Source organism: Terribacillus sp. 7520-G (assembly GCF_002271665.1).
Taxonomy (GTDB): Bacteria; Bacillota; Bacilli; order Bacillales; family Amphibacillaceae; genus Terribacillus.
The window spans coordinates 1-17539 of record NZ_NQFP01000036.1; the positions used below are offsets into that span (position 1 = coordinate 1).

A 17539-nucleotide genomic window follows, 5' to 3' on the forward strand; every position below is an offset into this window, starting at 1 on the left:
AAGATGAAATCTCCTGATAAGTTAATCATAACTTATCAGGAGATTTTTTATGTTTTGCTTTATACTTCTGTCGATTAGGGAATGTAAATATTTCACTTCATATTGAGACGAGAATATTCATATACTGCTAAGAGAAAGAAGGGAAGCATGGATGGAGCAATACTTTAACGATCAATTTTTAACGGTAATGATTAAAATAATAATTGCGATATTCCTTTCAGGTGCTATCGGGATGGAGCGTGGGATGGGTAATCATCACGCTGGTTTAAGGACTCACATCCTTGTAGGCGTGGGATCTTGTCTTATGATGATTTTATCTTTATATGGCTTTACGGAATTCAGCGAAGAGCATGACTATGTGCAATTCGATCCTGCACGTATACCTTCTTATGTCATCAGCGGGATCGGGTTCCTGGGAGCGGGGACGATCCTGGTCAATGGAACTACTGTCCGGGGTCTCACGACAGCCGCATCTGTCTGGACCGTAGCAGGCCTCGGTCTTGTGATAGGGGCAGGAATGTATATGGAGGCTGTATTCACAACCATCATCATTCTATCCATTCTCATATTCCTGAATAATTTCGAGAAACTGTTTTTGTCCAGTAAAAAGCAGAAAGCATACCTTCTCGATATTGAACTGGGCAGGGAAGATAGTGTGGCTCCCATCATGGAAATACTCGAGCGCCATCATCTGGCATTGACAAACATGAAAATGAAAAAGTATCACCATGATAGCAGGATGCTGCATGTTGAGTTGGAAACACGTCAGGCTATAAATGAAATGGAGCTCTTCGAGGAACTGACTGATCTAACCAATATCAAATCGGTCAGTACGGTGAAAAGTTAAAACCCTTTTTAAGGGTTTTTTTCTGTTTTTGGGGGCTATGCTAAAGAAGAAGTGCTTTGCATTCCTCCTGCAAAATGTATATAATATAGTCAAAGATAGTCAAAGTCAAAAGAAGGGAGGAAACTTGTGTGAGTAATAATATATCTGACATAATCGAGGCATATCTTAAGCAGATCCTTCAGTCAACGGATACGCAGGAAGTGGAGATAAAGCGAAGCGAAGTAGCCAATCGTTTTCAGTGCGTGCCCTCCCAAATCAACTACGTCATCAAAACGAGATTCACCGTCGAAAAGGGATATCTGGTTGAAAGCAAGCGTGGCGGCGGCGGTTATATTCGTATAATTCGGGTAAAGCATCATACGGAAGCAAGTTTGATAGACGACGTGATCGAAATGGTGCAGCCGCGAGTTTCACAGCAGACTGCCAATAACGTGATCGAACGCCTGGCAGAAGAGAATATCCTGACAGAACGGGAAGCGAAAATCATGCTTAGGGCAACCAGCCGAGATACACTAGCCTTCCCTCTTCCGCTTCGCGATGAGGTCAGGTCACGTATCCTGGTTTCAATGCTGACTGCTATCAAGTACTAGTCAGATAAGGAGGCATCAAGATGGAATGTCAAGAATGTCATATAAGGCCAGCTACATTACATTTGACGAATGTCGTCAATGGGCAGAAGACGGAAATGCATGTATGCGAGCAATGTGCCAAGGAAAACGGATATGTCTCCTACGGCCAAGAAGGGTATTCCCTGCATAACTTATTATCTGGTCTATTCCATATGAATCCATCGACTGTCCAAGGACATAAACACTTCTCTCAAGCACCGGCAGCACTTGCTTGTCCGAAGTGCGGACTCACCTATCATGAGTTTACCCGATTGGGGAAATTCGGTTGTGCATCCTGTTATGAAACATTCGAGGATAATCTGAACCCTATCTTCCGTCGGGTACACAGCGGCAATACCAAACACGAAGGCAAGATACCAAAGAGGATGGGCAGCGGTATCGAAAAGAAACGAAAAATCGCTGCATATCGGGAATCCATGCAGCAATATATTCAAGCGGAGGAATTTGAAAAAGCAGCGGAGCTCCGCGATAAGATACGTTCTTTGGAGCAGGATGGCCGGGAAGAGGGTGAGAGCTAATGTCACTTGAGAATTTCATGAGTGATGCAATCAGCCCGTGGATGAAAGAAAATGGACCGGATTGCGATATAGTCATGAGCAGCCGTATTCGGTTAGCCAGGAACTTTGAGAATCGAACTTTCCCCTTAATTGCCAAGGCAGAGGATTTGGACGATGTACTTAATTTCTTCCAAGACAGCTATCAGGATGCCGCATTCCAGGATCGCGGAAAGATGCAATTCATCCGGATTGCCGATTTATCACCGATCGAGAAAAAAGTATTTGTCGAGAAACATTTGATCAGCCCTCATTTGGCAGAACACGCAGAGGAAGCAGGAGTTTTGCTAAGCGAAAGCGAACAAGTCTCTATCATGGTAAATGAGGAGGATCACCTGCGGATCCAGCTTTATTTGCCAGGCTTCCAGCTGCAAAAGGCACTGCAGGAGGCATTTGAAGTGGATGATTGGCTTGAACAGAAGATAACATATGCTTTCGATGAGGAAAGGGGTTATCTGACTACCTGTCCGACGAATGTAGGGACGGGGCTCCGGGCTTCTGTGATGATGCATCTGCCTGCTTTGACCATGACGCATCAGATGAACCGGCTGACACCGGCAATCAACCAGCTCGGACTTGTCGTTCGCGGCATTTACGGAGAAGGCAGTGAGGCTCAGGGCAATATCTATCAGATATCCAACCAGATCACCCTGGGAAAATCCGAACAGGATATTGTCGAGGATCTGGAAAGCGTAGTCAGCCAGTTGATCGAGCAGGAAAGGCAAGCTCGGCATACGCTGACAGAGGAGCTGAGCATCCAGCTGGAGGATCGGATCTTCCGTTCTTATGGTACGTTGCGGTACAGCCGTATCATTGAATCCAAGGAAGCTGCAACCTGTTTATCCGATGTTAGGTTAGGCATCGATCTTGGGTATATAGAAGATATGCCTCAATCTATACTTAATGAATTAATGGTATTGATACAGCCGGGCTTCCTTCAGCATTATGCGAGAAGGAGCCTATCTGGCAGAGAACGAGATGTATTACGTGCCTCCCTTATCAGGGAGCGGATGCATTTGGAAAATAACTGACTGATCGAGGAGGAATTCCTATGATGTTTGGACGCTTCACGGAAAGAGCGCAAAAGGTCCTTGCACTTGCCCAAGAAGAGGCAGTGCGGCTTGGACATAATAATATTGGAACAGAACACATTCTATTGGGCCTGGTGAGCGAAGGCGAAGGAATCGCTGCCAAAGCTCTGACGACACTGGGATTGGAAACAGAACGCATTCAGGAAGAGGTCGAGCAGCTGATCGGGCGCGGCCAGAAAATCACTGGTACACCTTATTACACACCGCGCGCGAAGAAAGTGATCGAGCTTTCCTTGGACGAAGCGAGAAAGCTTGGTCATTCTTACGTGGGTACTGAGCATATCCTTCTCGGATTGATTCGCGAAGGAGAAGGTGTTGCGGCACGTGTGCTGAATAATCTCGGTGTCAGCTTGAACAAAGCGCGTCAGCAAGTGCTTCAGCTTCTTGGCAGTAATGAGTCCTCTGCAGGGAAACAGCGCGGCAGTCAGTCTGCCAGGGCAAATACGCCGACGCTTGACTCCTTGGCGCGCGATCTTACGGCCATTGCCAAAGAAGGCAATATCGATCCGGTCATCGGCCGTGAAAAAGAGATCGAGCGTGTCATTCAAGTCCTTAGCCGCCGTACGAAAAATAATCCTGTCTTGATCGGGGAGCCGGGTGTAGGTAAAACGGCAGTTGCTGAAGGTCTGGCGCAGCAGATCATCAATAATGAAATTCCGGAGATCCTGCGGGATAAACGTGTCATGACGCTTGATATGGGTACAGTCGTGGCGGGTACGAAATACCGCGGGGAATTCGAGGATCGTTTGAAAAAAGTGATGGAGGAGATCCGCCAAGCAGGGAATATCATCCTCTTCATTGATGAACTGCATACACTTATCGGTGCGGGCGGAGCGGAAGGGGCAATCGACGCTTCCAATATCCTGAAACCATCCTTGGCACGCGGGGAGCTGCAGTGCATCGGTGCTACCACTTTGGATGAGTACCGCAAGTATATCGAGAAAGATGCAGCATTGGAACGCCGCTTCCAGCCGATACAAGTCGATGAACCATCCGTGGAGGAATCGATTCAGATCCTCACTGGCTTGCGTGATCGCTATGAAGCCCATCACCGTGTAACCATCACCGACGATGCGATTCGTGCAGCAGCGGAATTCTCCGATCGTTACATTACGGATCGTTTCCTTCCGGATAAAGCGATCGACTTGATTGATGAGGCGGCTTCCAAAGTACGTCTTCGCTCTTACACTGCTCCGCCAAACTTGAAAGAGCTCGAGCAGAAGCTGGAGGAAGTTCGCAAAGAGAAAGATGCAGCCGTACAAAGCCAGGAATTCGAAAAAGCGGCTTCCTTGCGTGATACAGAGCAGCGCCTGCGTGATCAGCTGGATCAGACGAAGGACCAGTGGAAAGAGAAACAAGGTCAGGAAAGCAGTGAAGTCACTGTGGAAGACATCGCTTCCGTTGTTTCCATCTGGACTGGAGTGCCGGTTGCCAAGCTGACAAAGGATGAATCCGAACGCTTGCTCAATATGGAGCAGACATTGCATGACCGCGTCATCGGTCAAGAAGAAGCGGTTGTCGCAATCTCCAAAGCAATTCGCCGGGCGCGTGCAGGTCTCAAGGATCCAAAACGTCCGATTGGTTCCTTCATCTTCCTTGGACCGACAGGAGTCGGAAAAACGGAACTGGCACGTGCATTGGCTGATTCCATGTTCGGTGACGAAGATGCGATGATCCGTATCGATATGTCCGAATACATGGAGCGCCATTCCACAGCACGCCTAGTCGGCTCTCCTCCAGGATATGTAGGATATGAAGAGGGCGGACAGCTCACGGAGAAAGTTCGTCGCAAGCCATATTCCGTCGTCTTGCTTGATGAGGTGGAAAAAGCACATCCAGAGGTCTTCAACATCTTGCTTCAAGTGTTAGAGGACGGACGCCTGACCGATTCCAAAGGTCGTCTGGTCGATTTCCGCAATACGATCCTGATCATGACTTCCAACGTCGGAGCAAGTGAGCTGAAACGGAGCAAATCACTAGGTTTCACATTGGATAGCGAAGATCAGAACTTCAAGGATATGAAGGCGAAAGTGACAGAGGAACTGAAGAAAGCATTCCGTCCTGAGTTCTTGAACCGTATCGATGAAACGATTGTGTTCCATCCTCTGGAGAAGAAACACATGAAGGATATCGTTACATTGATGGCAGATCAGCTTAAGAAGCGTCTTGCACAGCAGGATATCGAGTTTACGCTGACAGATGCTGTGATTGAGAAGATTGCCGATGAAGGCTTCGATCCGGAATATGGTGCGCGTCCGCTGCGCCGTGCAATCCAGAAGAATATCGAAGATTTATTATCGGAAGAGCTTCTGCGCGAGAATATCCGCAAAGGTCAACAAGTGAATATAGATGTTGATAAAGATGGTAAGTATATCGTTACGGGCAAATAATGAATAGGGAGGTGTTTACGCCTCCCTTTTTGCTATTTATTTGTGTAATATTTTCTATAATAATGATTTTATTTGATATATTTCTGTAACTTTTATGCCGTAATTATCGTATAAAATGATGAAGAAGGATTTGATAAGTTTGGCAAAGAGAAAGACAAAGTATGTTTGTCAGGAATGCGGATATGAATCTGCGAAATGGATGGGCAAATGCCCGAGCTGCAATAATTGGAATACCTTCACGGAGGAAGTGGTTTCACCGGCTGGCAGCGGTGCCTTCCGTCATTCAAATACGACGACAGCTGCAAAGCCGCAATCGATTACGGCCATCCACTCCGAAAAGGAGCCGCGGGTGACGACGAATCTCCCTGAATTCAATAGGGTGCTTGGCGGCGGCATCGTTGCAGGATCGCTTGTGCTTATCGGCGGCGACCCTGGTATCGGTAAATCCACCTTGCTATTGCAAGTCAGTGCACAGCTGGCCGAAAAGGAATTACCTGTTTTGTATATCTCAGGAGAGGAATCGGCACGGCAGACGAAACTGAGGGCCGATCGTCTTGGTGTAAAAGCTGATCAGCTCTATGTTTTATCGGAGACCAATCTGCAGGACATCACGCGGCATATAGAGGATGTGAAGCCGGCATTCGTTGTTGTCGACTCCATCCAGACCGTTTATCGGGAAGAAGTCACCAGCGCGCCTGGAAGTGTTTCGCAGGTGAGGGAATGTACAAGTGAGCTGATGCGGGTTGCCAAAACGAATGGCATTCCGATTTTCCTCGTCGGTCATGTGACGAAAGAAGGCGCAATTGCCGGTCCGAGGCTGCTGGAGCATATGGTGGATGCCGTACTTTATTTTGAAGGGGAACGTCATCATACATTCCGGATACTGCGGAGTGTGAAGAACAGGTTTGGAAGTACAAATGAAATGGGTATCTTCGAGATGAAGGAAGAAGGATTGAGGGAAGTGACGAATCCGTCCGAAATCTTCCTGGAAGAAAGGTCACAAGGCGCAGCAGGATCGACAGTCGTGGCATCGATGGAAGGAACACGGCCGGTCCTGGTCGAGATTCAGGCACTCATCTCCCCTACTAGCTTCGGGAATCCGCGGCGTATGGCTACCGGTACAGATCATAACCGGGTACCGCTGCTGATGGCGGTGCTGGAGAAGCGGGTCGGGCTTATGCTGCAGAACCAGGATGCATATGTCAAGATTGCGGGCGGTATGCGCTTGGACGAGCCTGCCATCGATCTCGCGGTGGCTGCAAGCATCGCATCCAGCTTCAAGGACAAGCCGACCAAACCGGATGATGTCTTGATCGGTGAGGTGGGTTTGACTGGGGAAGTGAGACGCGTATCGCGTATAGAACAGCGTGTCCAGGAAGCGGCCAAGCTCGGCTTCAAGCGAGCAATCGTACCGAAGAAGAACCTGGATGGCTGGACAGTACCAGCAAGTATCAAAGTCGTTGGGGTCAACTCCGTAAGTGAAGCACTCCGGATTGTGTTGGGAGAGGATTGACCTCTCCTTAAAATAGTAATATTTTTTGACATTTTCTCTAAATCTATGCTACTATGTAATATTTCCTAAATTGACTGGGTTCATAAAACGTGCTACGGTAAAACTGCAATTATTTATTTTTACGTCTAATATATTTTGTTTCAGGTAATACTTTCTGTTAGGAGGTGACAGTAATGTTAAAACGAATCGTGCAATTATTCATTATCGTTGCAGGCGGTATGATCGGGTTTCTCTACATCCCCAAATTGATGGATCTAGTGAACCTTACCAACATTGGTTGGCTCGATTCCCCGATTGTCGGGTTGATTGGCGGAGCTATTCTATTATTCTTATTACTGTTCTGGGTGGTCGATTATATTGTCGGCTTCATCCATTGGGTGGAGGACTCACTGGTCAAGACCCCTGCTGCTGACTTGTTCTTTGGAAGCATCGGGCTCATCATCGGATTGGTCGTTGCGTATTTGATCACAATCCCGATCCGCGGTATCGGTTTTGTGCTTGTATCGGAAGTGCTGCCGCTGTTCGTGACAATTTTCCTTGGGTACATCGGTTTTCAGGTCGGCTTCAAGCGCCGGGATGAATTCCTGAATATGATGACACTGGCGAAAAAGGACAAAAAGAAAGCAGCGGATGAACAAGAAGCCGCAGAAGAGAAGGTCCAGGCTATCCAGCCAAAATCGAAACTGCTGGATACAAGTGTCATCATCGATGGACGAATCGCCGATATTTGCGAAACGAATTTCCTTGAGGGCACGATCGTCATTCCGCAATTCGTATTGAACGAGCTCCAGCATATCGCTGACTCATCTGATGCATTGAAGCGAAATCGCGGCCGTCGCGGCCTGGATGTCCTGAACCGCATCCAAAAGGATATGCCAGGTGTGAAAGTGGAATTTTACGAAGGTGATTTTGAAGATATTCCGGAAGTGGATTCCAAGCTGGTAAAATTGGCAAAGGTCATCGATGGCATTGTCGTGACGAATGATTTCAATTTGAATAAAGTTTGTGAATTCCAGAATGTACCGGTGCTGAATATCAATGATTTGGCAAATGCGGTGAAGCCGGTCGTCATTCCGGGTGAGGAATTGACTGTCCAGGTGATCAAGGACGGGAAAGAGCATAATCAAGGCGTGGCTTACTTGGATGACGGTACGATGATCGTTGTCGAGGAAGGGAAGAATTATATCGGCAAGACGATCGAAGTGCTTATTACAAGTGTCTTGCAAACTTCTGCCGGCCGAATGATCTTTGCAAAGCCTAAATTACTTGAAAAAGCATTGTGAATAAGTATAACATAATAGAAGTAGACAAAAGTGATAACATTGGGATGTTATCGCTTTTGTTTGGATTCGACATAAAATAAGGCGGTAAATATAGATGTATTATCAAGCTATCGTGTTAGCTGCCGGGCAAGGGAAACGGATGCAGGCCGGCCGCAATAAGCAATTCCTCACAATTGGACAGAAGCCGCTCATTGTCCATACGCTGACAGTTTTCGACAAGGATCCTTGGTGTGCATCCATCACGCTTGTTGTAAGCAAGGCTGATCGCGAATTGATGCTTCAGCTGCTGGCCGTTCAAGAATGGTCGACACCAATCAATCTGACAGAAGGCGGAAGCGAGCGGCAGGAGAGTGTCCTGATGGGGCTGGAGGCCTTGCCTAAGAAGTCCGGTATGGTATTCATACACGATGGCGCACGGCCGTTTGTTACGATCGACAGGCTTCATGCCCTGGCTGAAGCCTGTCAGCAGCACCGTGCTGCAATCCTGGCGGTGCCTGTCACCGACACAATCAAGCTGCGCCGGGGCAATCGTCTGGAAACGATGGACAGGGGGCTTTTGTGGGCTGCCCAGACACCGCAGGCTTTTGATTATCAGCTTATCTACGATGCTCATGTATCGGCAAAGGTGGACGGAATGCTTGGCACAGATGATGCGTCATTGGTCGAGCGGACCGACCACGATGTTTTCATCGTGGAAGGCAGCTACGATAATATGAAGCTCACGACACCAGAGGATCTATACAAAGCGGAAGCATTTTTAAATGGCAAATAAAGCGAGGTCACATTATGTTTCGAATTGGACAAGGATTTGATGTACATGCATTTGCGGAGGGCAGACCTTGTATCATCGGCGGAATCACGATTCCTCATGAACTTGGGCTGCTGGGGCATTCAGATGCGGATGTACTGTTACATACAGTTGCGGATGCCTGTCTCGGTGCCCTGGCACTAGGGGATATCGGCAAGCATTTCCCGGATACCGATCCTGCTTTCAAGGATGCGGATTCAGAAGTATTGCTGCGGCATGTTTGGCAGCTTGTAAAAGAGCAAGGATACAAACTAGGGAACTTGGATTGCACAGTCATCGCGCAAGCGCCGAAAATGGCACCATATATCGATCAGATCCGAGAAAATATAGCAGGGATGCTTGAAGCCGATCCAGGTCAGATCAATGTGAAAGCAACTACAACGGAACAGCTCGGCTTCACTGGCCGGAAGGAAGGAATCGCTGCCCAAGCAGTCGTCCTTTTACAGCAAGCCTAACATAATCGAAAGGGAGTTAATCATATGTCAAAACCTGTACGTGTGCGCTATGCGCCAAGTCCGACTGGACATTTGCATATTGGAAACGCACGAACTGCATTATTCAACTATTTATTCGCCCGTCATCATGACGGTAAATTCATTGTCCGCACAGAGGATACAGACCAGAAGCGTAATGTGGAAGGCGGCGAGGAAAGCCAGTTCAGCTATTTGAAATGGCTTGGTATCAAATGGGATGAAGGTGCCGACATCGGCGGTGAGTACGGACCGTACCGTCAATTGGAGCGTCTTGATATATACCAAAAATATGTTGATGAATTGCTGGATCGCGGCCTTGCTTATAAATGCTACGTGACGGAAGAGGAATTGGAGAAAGAGCGTGAGGAGCAGAAGGCGAAGGGCCAAGTTCCTAAGTATTCTGGTGCACACCGTGATCTGACACCGGAACAGCAGGCAAAGTTCGAAGCGGAAGGCAGACAGCCGAGCATCCGTTTCCGCGTGCCGGAGAATAAAACATACAAGTTCAATGATATCGTCCGCAATGAGATCAGCTTCGAATCCAGTGACTTCGGTGATTGGGTCATCGTGAAGAAAAATGGTATCCCGACATACAACTTCGCTGTGGCAATCGATGACCATTTGATGGAGATTACACATATCCTTCGAGGGGAAGAACATATTTCCAACACACCGAAGCAGCTGATGATCTATGAAGCATTCGGCTGGGAGCCGCCTCAATTCGGTCACATGACGTTGATCCTGAACGAAAACCGCAAGAAGCTCTCCAAGCGTGATGAGCATATCCTGCAATTCATCGAGCAATATAAGAACCTAGGTTATCTGCCGGAAGCAATGTTCAATTTCATCAGCTTGTTAGGCTGGTCACCAGTCGGGGAAGAAGAGATCTTCTCCAAAGATGAAATCATCAAGATTTTTGATCCGAACCGTCTATCCACTTCTGCTGCCATCTTTGATCCGCAGAAGCTGAAATGGATGAATAATCAGTATATCAAGTCGGAGGATGCAGATCGCATCGAGAAATTGACATTGCCGCATTTGATTCAAGCTGGCAAGCTGCCTGAGAACATGGAAGACTCCCGCCGCGACTGGGCAGCAGAACTTATTGCACTTTACAAAGACCAGCTGAATTATGGTGCGGAGATTGTCGAGCTGACAGAACTATTCTTCCAGGAAGATATTTCTTATGATGAAGAAGCCATGGCTGTGCTTGGTGAGGAGCAAGTACCGGATGTCCTGAAGGCATTTTCCGAGCAGCTTGCATCATTGGAAGCATTCGAGCCGGATGCAATCAAAGGTGCTATCAAAGCGACTCAGAAACAGACCGGACAAAAAGGCAAAAAGCTATTCATGCCTATCCGTGTAGCGACAACAGGTGTCACGCATGGTCCGGAGCTGCCGAATTCCATCCACTTGCTTGGTGAGACTGTGGTACAGAATCGCCTTCGTGCAGCAATCGAGCAGCTGTCAAAGTAAAATATTCACTTTTTGTCTGAAATATAATATAGTAATACTACACATTTGAACGTAGAAGAGGAGAAGTAGGCATCTGCCTTTCCATCCAGAGAGAGCCGCATACGCTGCGAGCGGCTTTGGAGAGCTTTTGCTGAAATGCACCTCGGAGTCTTTTGCCGAACTATCAGTAGGTAAAAGCGGTTCTCACCGTTATCAGAGTGAAGCTGGGGAAGCCTGTGGGCTCGCCCAAATAGAGTGGAACCGCGCGAAAAGCGTCTCTGTCATATGTACAGGGACGTTTTTTTTCGTGAAACGATAGAAGCGGAAAGGAAGGGCAAAATGGGATTTTTCAAGATGCTGAAAGAGGATGTCATGGTTGTTTTCGACCAGGATCCAGCTGCTCGCTCATATCTGGAAGTTATCCTTACGTATTCCGGCTTGCATGCCATTTGGGCACATCGAGTTGCACACCAATTGTATAAGCATAAATTCTATTTCCTTGCCCGCGTTGTTTCACAAGTGAGCCGTTTCTTCACTGGCATCGAGATACATCCAGGAGCCAAGATCGGCAGACGTTTCTTCATCGATCATGGCATGGGTGTCGTCATTGGGGAGACGTGTGAGATCGGCGACAATGTAACGATTTTTCAGGGTGTGACATTAGGGGGCACAGGGAAGGAAAAAGGCAAACGGCATCCGACGGTCAAAGATAATGCACTTATTGCAACAGGAGCCAAAGTGTTAGGTTCCATTACGATAGGTGCCAATTCGAAGGTAGGCGCGGGGTCTGTTGTCTTGCATGATGTTCCGGATTGTTCCACGGTTGTCGGCATTCCGGGACGCGTCGTCATCAAAGATGGTGAACGTATCAGGAGAGATCTGAATCATCAGGATTTGCCGGATCCGGTTGCGGAGAAACTAAGAGAAATGGACGAGGAAATAAAAGCACTGCAGCAGGAATTAGCCGCTGCCAAAGGAGAGAAGCAGCATGTCGGTAAAAATTTATAATACATTGAGCCGGAAAAAGGAACCATTCGTTCCGATTGAAGAAGGAAAAGTAAGCATGTATGTCTGCGGACCTACTGTTTACAATTACATCCATATCGGTAATGCAAGACCGCCAATCGTATTCGATACGGTCCGGCGTTATCTGGAATACCGCGGCTATGAAGTCAAGTATGTCATGAACTTCACGGATGTCGATGACAAAATCATAAACGCCGCAAAAGAAATGGGCGAAGATGTCTATGCGGTAGCAGAGAAATTCATCCAAGCTTACAAAGAAGACACATCCGCCCTTGGAGTAAAAGAAGGGGCCCTTCATCCGCGTGTCACGGAGAGCATGGAAGAGATCATCGATTTCGTGCAAGGGCTGATCGATAAAGGCTACGCGTATGTATCCGAAGGAGATGTCTATTTCCGTACACGTTCATTTGACGGTTATGGGAAATTGTCCCATCAATCCATTGATGAATTACGTTCCGGTGCTCGTATCCGCATCGGGGAACAGAAGGATGATCCCCTTGATTTCGCACTATGGAAAAATGCAAAGCCAGGCGAGATTTCCTGGGATACACCATGGGGCAAAGGGCGTCCCGGCTGGCATATCGAATGCTCGGCGATGGTGAAAAAGCACCTTGGTGACACAATCGATATCCATGCAGGCGGAACGGATCTTACTTTCCCGCACCATGAAAATGAGATAGCTCAATCAGAGGCACTCAATGGGAAGTCATTTGCGAATTATTGGATGCATAACGGTCACATCAATATCGATAATGAGAAAATGTCCAAGTCCCTGGGCAACTTCATCCTTGCGCATGACTTGATCAAGAAACATGATCCGCAAGTATTGCGCTTCTTCATGCTGAGCGTACATTACCGCAATCCGATCAATTTCACGGATGAATTACTGGAAAGTGCCAAGACAGGTTTGGCACGAATCAAGAATGCCTATGAGAACCTGCAGCATCGAAAAGCTGCGAGCACAAACCAGGATGGCAATGCCGACGGTGTGATGGAGACGATCCAAGAGCTCAGGGCTCGTTTCGAAGAAGAGATGGATGACGATTTCAATACAGCCAACGCAGTTTCTGTATTATTCGATCTGGCTAAAGAAGCGAATGTCTACTTGCAGCAGGAACAAACATCCGAACAAGTCATCGAAGCCTTCACAAAAGCATTCGAAGACCTTGGCGGAGTACTTGGTGTCACTTTTGCTGCAGAAACGGAATTATTGGATGATGAGATCGAAGACTTGCTGGCTCAGCGGGTAGAGGCGCGTAAGAACCGTGACTTCCAGGAAGCGGATCGGATCCGGGATCTGCTCAAGGAGAAAAATATCATCCTGGAGGATACACCGCAGGGGACGCGCTGGAAAAGAGGATAATGCATGAATGTCAAACAAATGAAGAGTCTGGCGCTCGCCTATATGGGGGACGCTGTTTATGAGATCTATGTCCGCCGGCATTTACTGCAAAAAGGGGAGGTCAAACCGAATCAGCTGCATCATGCAGCTGTCACCTTCGTTTCTGCCAAATCGCAAGCGAAGGTGATCCGGGATTGGCTCGAGCAGGACATGCTGTCGGAGGAAGAGCAGGCTGTCGTACGGAGGGGACGTAATGCCAAGTCTGGTACCGTGCCGAAAAATACAGACGTACAGACTTACAGATACAGTACAGGCTTTGAAGCGCTGATTGGGTATCACTATCTGCTGGAAAATACAGATCGCCTTGAGGCCCTTATACAAGCAGCTATCACACATGTGGAAGAAAGGAGTCAACAGCATGGCAGATGAATGGATAATCGGCAAGAACCCTGTCACCGAAGCATTGCGATCAGGAAGATCGATCAATAAAATCATGGTTTCGGAGCATTTGCAGCCAAAGACATGGCAGTCGATACAGGAGCTTGCAAAAGCAAACGGCACTATCGTGCAAAAAGTGCCGAAACGAAAATTGGATCAATTGATCGAGGGGAATCATCAAGGGATCGTTGCTTCGGTTGCAGCTTATGAATACAGCACAGTGGATGATTTATTCCGTGTGGCGGAGGAACGGGAAGAGGAGCCATTCTTCATTATTCTGGATGAAATGGAGGATCCGCATAATCTTGGTTCGATCCTTAGGACGGCAGATGCGGTCGGAGCACATGGTGTGATCATTCCGAAGCGTCGTTCGGTCAGTCTGACAGCCACTGTAGCGAAGACATCCGCTGGTGCAATCGAATATATCCCGGTGGCGCGTGTAACGAATTTGGCCAAGACGATCGATCAGCTTAAGGAACGGAATGTATGGATTGCTGGTACTGCGGCAGAGGGTGCGATCGATTATCGCCGTCTAGATGCAGTCGGAGCGATCGCCCTTGTCATCGGAAATGAAGGAAAAGGTATCAGCAGACTTGTCCGTGAGAAGTGTGATTGGACAGTTTCGCTGCCTATGCAAGGTAAAGTCACTTCGCTCAATGCCAGTGTCGCGGCTAGTCTCCTCATGTATGAGGTAAACCGTCAGCGTCATCCGCTAGGGGAATAAATATGGTCATCTTGGTGGTCGATGGCTATAACGTCATCGGAGCATGGGAGGAACTGCATGCACTCCGCGACAAAGATTTTGAACAGTCCCGCCAGCTGCTGATCGAGAAGCTGGCCGAGTATCAGGCTTACACTGGACACCGGGTCATCGTCGTCTTCGATGCTTACCATGTGAGAGGCTTGGAAAAAAAATACGAAAACTTTAAAGTTGAAGTTGTTTATACAAAAGAAAAAGAGACAGCGGATGACCGTATCGAAAAATTGATTAAAACGTTGAAAAATGTCAAGACACAAGTCTATGTCGCAACAAGTGATTATGCGGAACAGCGTACTATATTTGGGCAAGGAGCCCTTCGTAAATCTTCCAGGGAACTATATCTGGAAATCAAACAGATCGAACGGGAAATCGACCAGGAAATCAGGGATTACAATAGTCGACAATTCCAGCCAAAAATCCCCTTGAAACCCGAAATCAGGGATACGCTCGAAGCATGGCGCAGAAGGAAGAAATAGCCAAAGTAGTATATTGACGGTTATTTAGGGCGCCTGTATAATGACCGTATAAATTCGCGGTATACATGGTCAGGGGGAATCCTTAAGTGACAATTGTCAAACAGCGGACGGAAGACCAGGATTATGCAGTGATGGAAGATAGTGTTCTTGTGGATTTAGTGAAAGCAGGTCATGTTGATGCCCTAGATTTTCTGATTAACAAGTATCGAAATTTTGTCAGAGCGAAAGCTCGTACGTATTTTCTGATTGGAGCCGACCGGGAAGACATTGTCCAGGAAGGGATGATTGGCCTTTATAAGGCCATCCGTGATTTTAATGGTGAGAAGCTCGCTTCATTCAAGGCATTTGCTGAACTTTGTGTGACGAGGCAGATCATCACAGCAATCAAGACAGCGACCAGACAGAAGCATATTCCGCTCAACTCTTATGTATCGCTGGACAAGCCGATCTATGATGAGGAATCAGACAGGACGCTGCTTGATATCATCGTGAGCTCAAAAGCAGGCGATCCGCAAGATGTCCTGATCAACCAGGAGCGATTCCTCGATATGGAGGAGAAGATGGCACAGCTCCTCAGCGAACTCGAAAGACAAGTGCTCGCCCTTTATTTGGACGGCAGATCTTATCAGGAGATTTCCGAGGAATTGAAGCGGCATGTCAAGTCGATTGATAATGCCTTGCAGCGGGTAAAACGAAAGCTTGAACGCTATCTTGAGATCAGCGAAGTGACATTATAGCTCCGTTGACAAGCGATTTCATGCGTGCTAGAGTAAAATTGTGTCAAAATACCCGAGAGGGTGGAGAAGTTTGCGTAAAACAGTTACATTGGCGTGCTCGGAATGCCTGAGCCGCAACTATTCCACCGCAAAAAGTGGAAATCAATCACAGCGATTAGAGACTAAGAAATTCTGCAAACGATGCGACAAGCATACGGTCCATCGGGAAACGAAATAGACAACAATGCCTGTCGGCGAGAGTTTGGGGGTAGTACCGTGAATCCTGTTACGTTTTTGAAAAATGTATCCAAAGAGATGAAGAAGGTCAGCTGGCCAACTGGCAAAGAGCTGTATCGCTACACGATCGTGACAGTTTTAACAGTCGTGTTCGCTGCTATATTCTTCGGCTTGGTCGATTTAGGGATCTCTGAGATTTTAAATTTATTCTTTTGAATAATACCCACTGATATATGCTATAATGGTATTAAATATTGCTCGTAGAGAAAAACCCGTTGCGTACGGGTTTTTTAAATTGGTCTTTTTTGTCCAGCATCGGCAATAACTAAACCAAAGGGAGGGAAGGACAAGCGCTTGTCCTGACAGCATGGAAAAAAGATGGTATGTCGTACACACTTATTCTGGATATGAAAACAAAGTAAAAGCCAACCTGGAGAAAAGACTCGATTCCATGGGAATGGAAGATAAGATCTTCCGCGTCGTCGTTCCCGAGGATGAAGAGACGGAAATCAAGAACGGTAAACGTAAAACGGCAATGAAGAAGGTCTTCCCTGGTTACGTATTGACGGAAATGATCATGACGGATGATTCTTGGTATGTCGTACGGAACACGCCGGGTGTCACTGGTTTCGTCGGATCGACTGGTTCAGGTTCCAAGCCGACACCGCTTTTGGAAGAGGAAGTGGAGGTCATCCTTAAACGGATGGGCATGGAGGAGACCCTGACAGAATTCGATTTCGAAGAGAAGGAAAGCGTCCGCGTCACCGATGGGCCATTCACCGATTTCACAGGTACAATCGAACATATCGACATGGATAAACAGAAAGTCAAAGTCCACGTCAATATGTTCGGGCGGGAAACACCGGTGGAACTTGATTTCTCCCAAATCGAAAAATTATAATCCGGCATCCGGAATTTATTTGGAAGCCCCTTGCATTGTTTGTGGATAAATGCTAGAATCTTAATGTTATTGACTATAGTGTACGCTATCTATAGCTATACAGACATGTTGAGTGGGAGGGTGACAAGCCCTATTACCACATCACGGACTTAAGGAGGTGTGTCTCGTGGCTAAAAAAGTAATCAAAGTTGTAAAATTGCAGATTCCTGCAGCTAAAGCGAATCCAGCTCCACCAGTTGGACCGGCACTAGGTCAAGCAGGTGTGAACATCATGGGATTCTGTAAGGAATTTAACGCCCGCACGCAAGAACAGGCTGGCTTGATCATTCCAGTTGAAATCACGGTATTCGAAGACCGTTCATTTACATTCATCACCAAAACTCCGCCTGCTGCAGTCTTGCTTAAGAAAGCAGCTGGTATCGAATCGGCATCTGGTGAACCGAACCGTAACAAAGTCGCTACACTTAAACGCGATAAAGTTAGAGAGATTGCGGAAACTAAAATGCCTGATTTGAATGCTGCAAACGTTGAAGCAGCAATGCGTATGGTTGAAGGTACTGCTCGCAGTATGGGAATTGTCATCGAAGACTGATTCCATTT

20 protein-coding genes and 1 other annotated feature are annotated in these 17539 nt (G+C 47.4%); all 20 genes read left to right on the forward strand.

The window, feature by feature from the left end; genetic code table 11:
- Window positions 1–244: 244 nt before the first annotated feature.
- Window positions 245–847: an MgtC/SapB family protein gene (locus CHH53_RS12770; RefSeq protein ID WP_369819889.1), complete on the forward strand. Its 603-nt coding sequence runs from the start codon at window positions 245–247 to the stop codon at window positions 845–847.
- Between the two features lie 128 nt (window positions 848–975).
- A complete protein-coding gene (locus CHH53_RS12775; RefSeq protein WP_095216529.1) occupies window positions 976–1437 on the forward strand; it encodes a CtsR family transcriptional regulator in 462 nt (153 codons plus the stop codon).
- A gap of 20 nt (window positions 1438–1457) precedes the next feature.
- A complete protein-coding gene (mcsA, locus tag CHH53_RS12780) occupies window positions 1458–1994 on the forward strand; it encodes a protein-arginine kinase activator protein McsA (protein ID WP_095216530.1) in 537 nt (178 codons plus the stop codon).
- A complete protein-coding gene (gene mcsB, locus CHH53_RS12785) occupies window positions 1994–3061 on the forward strand; it encodes a protein-arginine kinase McsB (RefSeq protein WP_095216531.1) in 1068 nt (355 codons plus the stop codon). Before mcsA ends, mcsB begins: the two co-directional genes overlap by 1 nt.
- Before the next feature lie 20 nt (window positions 3062–3081).
- Window positions 3082–5511, forward strand: coding sequence for an ATP-dependent protease ATP-binding subunit ClpC (gene clpC / locus CHH53_RS12790; protein WP_095216532.1), 2430 nt, complete (start codon window positions 3082–3084; stop codon window positions 5509–5511).
- Window positions 5512–5650: 139 nt separating this feature from the next.
- A complete protein-coding gene (radA, locus tag CHH53_RS12795) occupies window positions 5651–7024 on the forward strand; it encodes a DNA repair protein RadA (RefSeq protein ID WP_095216533.1) in 1374 nt (457 codons plus the stop codon).
- Window positions 7025–7197: 173 nt separating this feature from the next.
- On the forward strand, window positions 7198–8307 hold the full coding sequence (locus tag CHH53_RS12800; RefSeq protein ID WP_095216534.1) for a PIN/TRAM domain-containing protein: 1110 nt from the start codon (window positions 7198–7200) through the stop codon (window positions 8305–8307).
- A gap of 94 nt (window positions 8308–8401) precedes the next feature.
- Entirely contained in the window at window positions 8402–9079 is a 678-nt protein-coding gene (gene ispD, locus CHH53_RS12805; RefSeq protein WP_095216535.1) for a 2-C-methyl-D-erythritol 4-phosphate cytidylyltransferase, read from the forward strand.
- A 14-nt stretch (window positions 9080–9093) separates the two neighbouring features.
- Window positions 9094–9570: a 2-C-methyl-D-erythritol 2,4-cyclodiphosphate synthase gene (ispF, locus tag CHH53_RS12810; protein WP_095216536.1), complete on the forward strand. Its 477-nt coding sequence runs from the start codon at window positions 9094–9096 to the stop codon at window positions 9568–9570.
- Between the two features lie 24 nt (window positions 9571–9594).
- Window positions 9595–11064, forward strand: coding sequence for a glutamate--tRNA ligase (gltX, locus tag CHH53_RS12815; protein WP_095216537.1), 1470 nt, complete (start codon window positions 9595–9597; stop codon window positions 11062–11064).
- A 43-nt stretch (window positions 11065–11107) separates the two neighbouring features.
- Window positions 11108–11326: a binding site (T-box leader), on the forward strand.
- A gap of 2 nt (window positions 11327–11328) precedes the next feature.
- Window positions 11329–12051 carry a serine O-acetyltransferase gene (gene cysE, locus CHH53_RS12820; protein ID WP_255374713.1) on the forward strand — a complete coding sequence of 241 codons (723 nt, stop codon included), beginning with the start codon at window positions 11329–11331 and terminating at the stop codon, window positions 12049–12051.
- Window positions 12032–13432, forward strand: a complete 1401-nt coding sequence (gene cysS / locus CHH53_RS12825) for a cysteine--tRNA ligase (RefSeq protein WP_095216539.1) — start codon at window positions 12032–12034, stop codon at window positions 13430–13432. The genes cysE and cysS overlap by 20 nt, the downstream gene beginning before the upstream one ends.
- A gap of 3 nt (window positions 13433–13435) precedes the next feature.
- Window positions 13436–13840 (forward strand): Mini-ribonuclease 3, encoded by a 405-nt coding sequence (locus tag CHH53_RS12830; RefSeq protein WP_095216540.1) that lies wholly within the window; start codon window positions 13436–13438, stop codon window positions 13838–13840.
- Window positions 13830–14573 (forward strand): 23S rRNA (guanosine(2251)-2'-O)-methyltransferase RlmB, encoded by a 744-nt coding sequence (gene rlmB, locus CHH53_RS12835; protein WP_095216541.1) that lies wholly within the window; start codon window positions 13830–13832, stop codon window positions 14571–14573. The genes CHH53_RS12830 and rlmB overlap by 11 nt, the downstream gene beginning before the upstream one ends.
- A 2-nt stretch (window positions 14574–14575) precedes the next feature.
- The gene (locus tag CHH53_RS12840) at window positions 14576–15085 is read left to right on the forward strand and encodes an NYN domain-containing protein (RefSeq protein ID WP_095216542.1); all 510 of its coding nucleotides are present in this window, start codon (window positions 14576–14578) and stop codon (window positions 15083–15085) included.
- Between the two features lie 86 nt (window positions 15086–15171).
- Window positions 15172–15822, forward strand: coding sequence for an RNA polymerase sporulation sigma factor SigH (gene sigH, locus CHH53_RS12845; protein ID WP_093728595.1), 651 nt, complete (start codon window positions 15172–15174; stop codon window positions 15820–15822).
- A 70-nt stretch (window positions 15823–15892) separates the two neighbouring features.
- Window positions 15893–16039, forward strand: coding sequence for a 50S ribosomal protein L33 (rpmG, locus tag CHH53_RS12850; protein WP_095216543.1), 147 nt, complete (start codon window positions 15893–15895; stop codon window positions 16037–16039).
- A gap of 38 nt (window positions 16040–16077) precedes the next feature.
- Window positions 16078–16254 carry a preprotein translocase subunit SecE gene (secE, locus tag CHH53_RS12855; protein ID WP_038565135.1) on the forward strand — a complete coding sequence of 59 codons (177 nt, stop codon included), beginning with the start codon at window positions 16078–16080 and terminating at the stop codon, window positions 16252–16254.
- Window positions 16255–16405: 151 nt separating this feature from the next.
- Window positions 16406–16939, forward strand: coding sequence for a transcription termination/antitermination protein NusG (gene nusG, locus CHH53_RS12860; RefSeq protein WP_095216545.1), 534 nt, complete (start codon window positions 16406–16408; stop codon window positions 16937–16939).
- Between the two features lie 166 nt (window positions 16940–17105).
- Complete coding sequence (rplK, locus tag CHH53_RS12865) at window positions 17106–17531, forward strand: 50S ribosomal protein L11 (protein WP_143594503.1); 426 nt, start codon at window positions 17106–17108, stop codon at window positions 17529–17531.
- Window positions 17532–17539 lie beyond the last annotated feature (8 nt).

What these genes read in the sequence shown, in the direction of transcription:
- CHH53_RS12770 (WP_369819889.1), top strand. Translation starts at nt 245, where the DNA reads ATGGGTAATCATCACGCTGGTTTAAGGACTCACATCCTTGTAGGCGTG.
- mcsA (WP_095216530.1), top strand. Translation starts at nt 1,458, where the DNA reads ATGGAATGTCAAGAATGTCATATAAGGCCAGCTACATTACATTTGACG.
- mcsB (WP_095216531.1), top strand. Translation starts at nt 1,994, where the DNA reads ATGTCACTTGAGAATTTCATGAGTGATGCAATCAGCCCGTGGATGAAA.
- clpC (WP_095216532.1), top strand. Translation starts at nt 3,082, where the DNA reads ATGATGTTTGGACGCTTCACGGAAAGAGCGCAAAAGGTCCTTGCACTT.
- CHH53_RS12800 (WP_095216534.1), top strand. Translation starts at nt 7,198, where the DNA reads ATGTTAAAACGAATCGTGCAATTATTCATTATCGTTGCAGGCGGTATG.
- ispD (WP_095216535.1), top strand. Translation starts at nt 8,402, where the DNA reads ATGTATTATCAAGCTATCGTGTTAGCTGCCGGGCAAGGGAAACGGATG.
- ispF (WP_095216536.1), top strand. Translation starts at nt 9,094, where the DNA reads ATGTTTCGAATTGGACAAGGATTTGATGTACATGCATTTGCGGAGGGC.
- gltX (WP_095216537.1), top strand. Translation starts at nt 9,595, where the DNA reads ATGTCAAAACCTGTACGTGTGCGCTATGCGCCAAGTCCGACTGGACAT.
- cysE (WP_255374713.1), top strand. Translation starts at nt 11,329, where the DNA reads ATGTACAGGGACGTTTTTTTTCGTGAAACGATAGAAGCGGAAAGGAAG.
- cysS (WP_095216539.1), top strand. Translation starts at nt 12,032, where the DNA reads ATGTCGGTAAAAATTTATAATACATTGAGCCGGAAAAAGGAACCATTC.
- CHH53_RS12830 (WP_095216540.1), top strand. Translation starts at nt 13,436, where the DNA reads ATGAATGTCAAACAAATGAAGAGTCTGGCGCTCGCCTATATGGGGGAC.
- rlmB (WP_095216541.1), top strand. Translation starts at nt 13,830, where the DNA reads ATGGCAGATGAATGGATAATCGGCAAGAACCCTGTCACCGAAGCATTG.
- CHH53_RS12840 (WP_095216542.1), top strand. Translation starts at nt 14,576, where the DNA reads ATGGTCATCTTGGTGGTCGATGGCTATAACGTCATCGGAGCATGGGAG.
- nusG (WP_095216545.1), top strand. Translation starts at nt 16,406, where the DNA reads ATGGAAAAAAGATGGTATGTCGTACACACTTATTCTGGATATGAAAAC.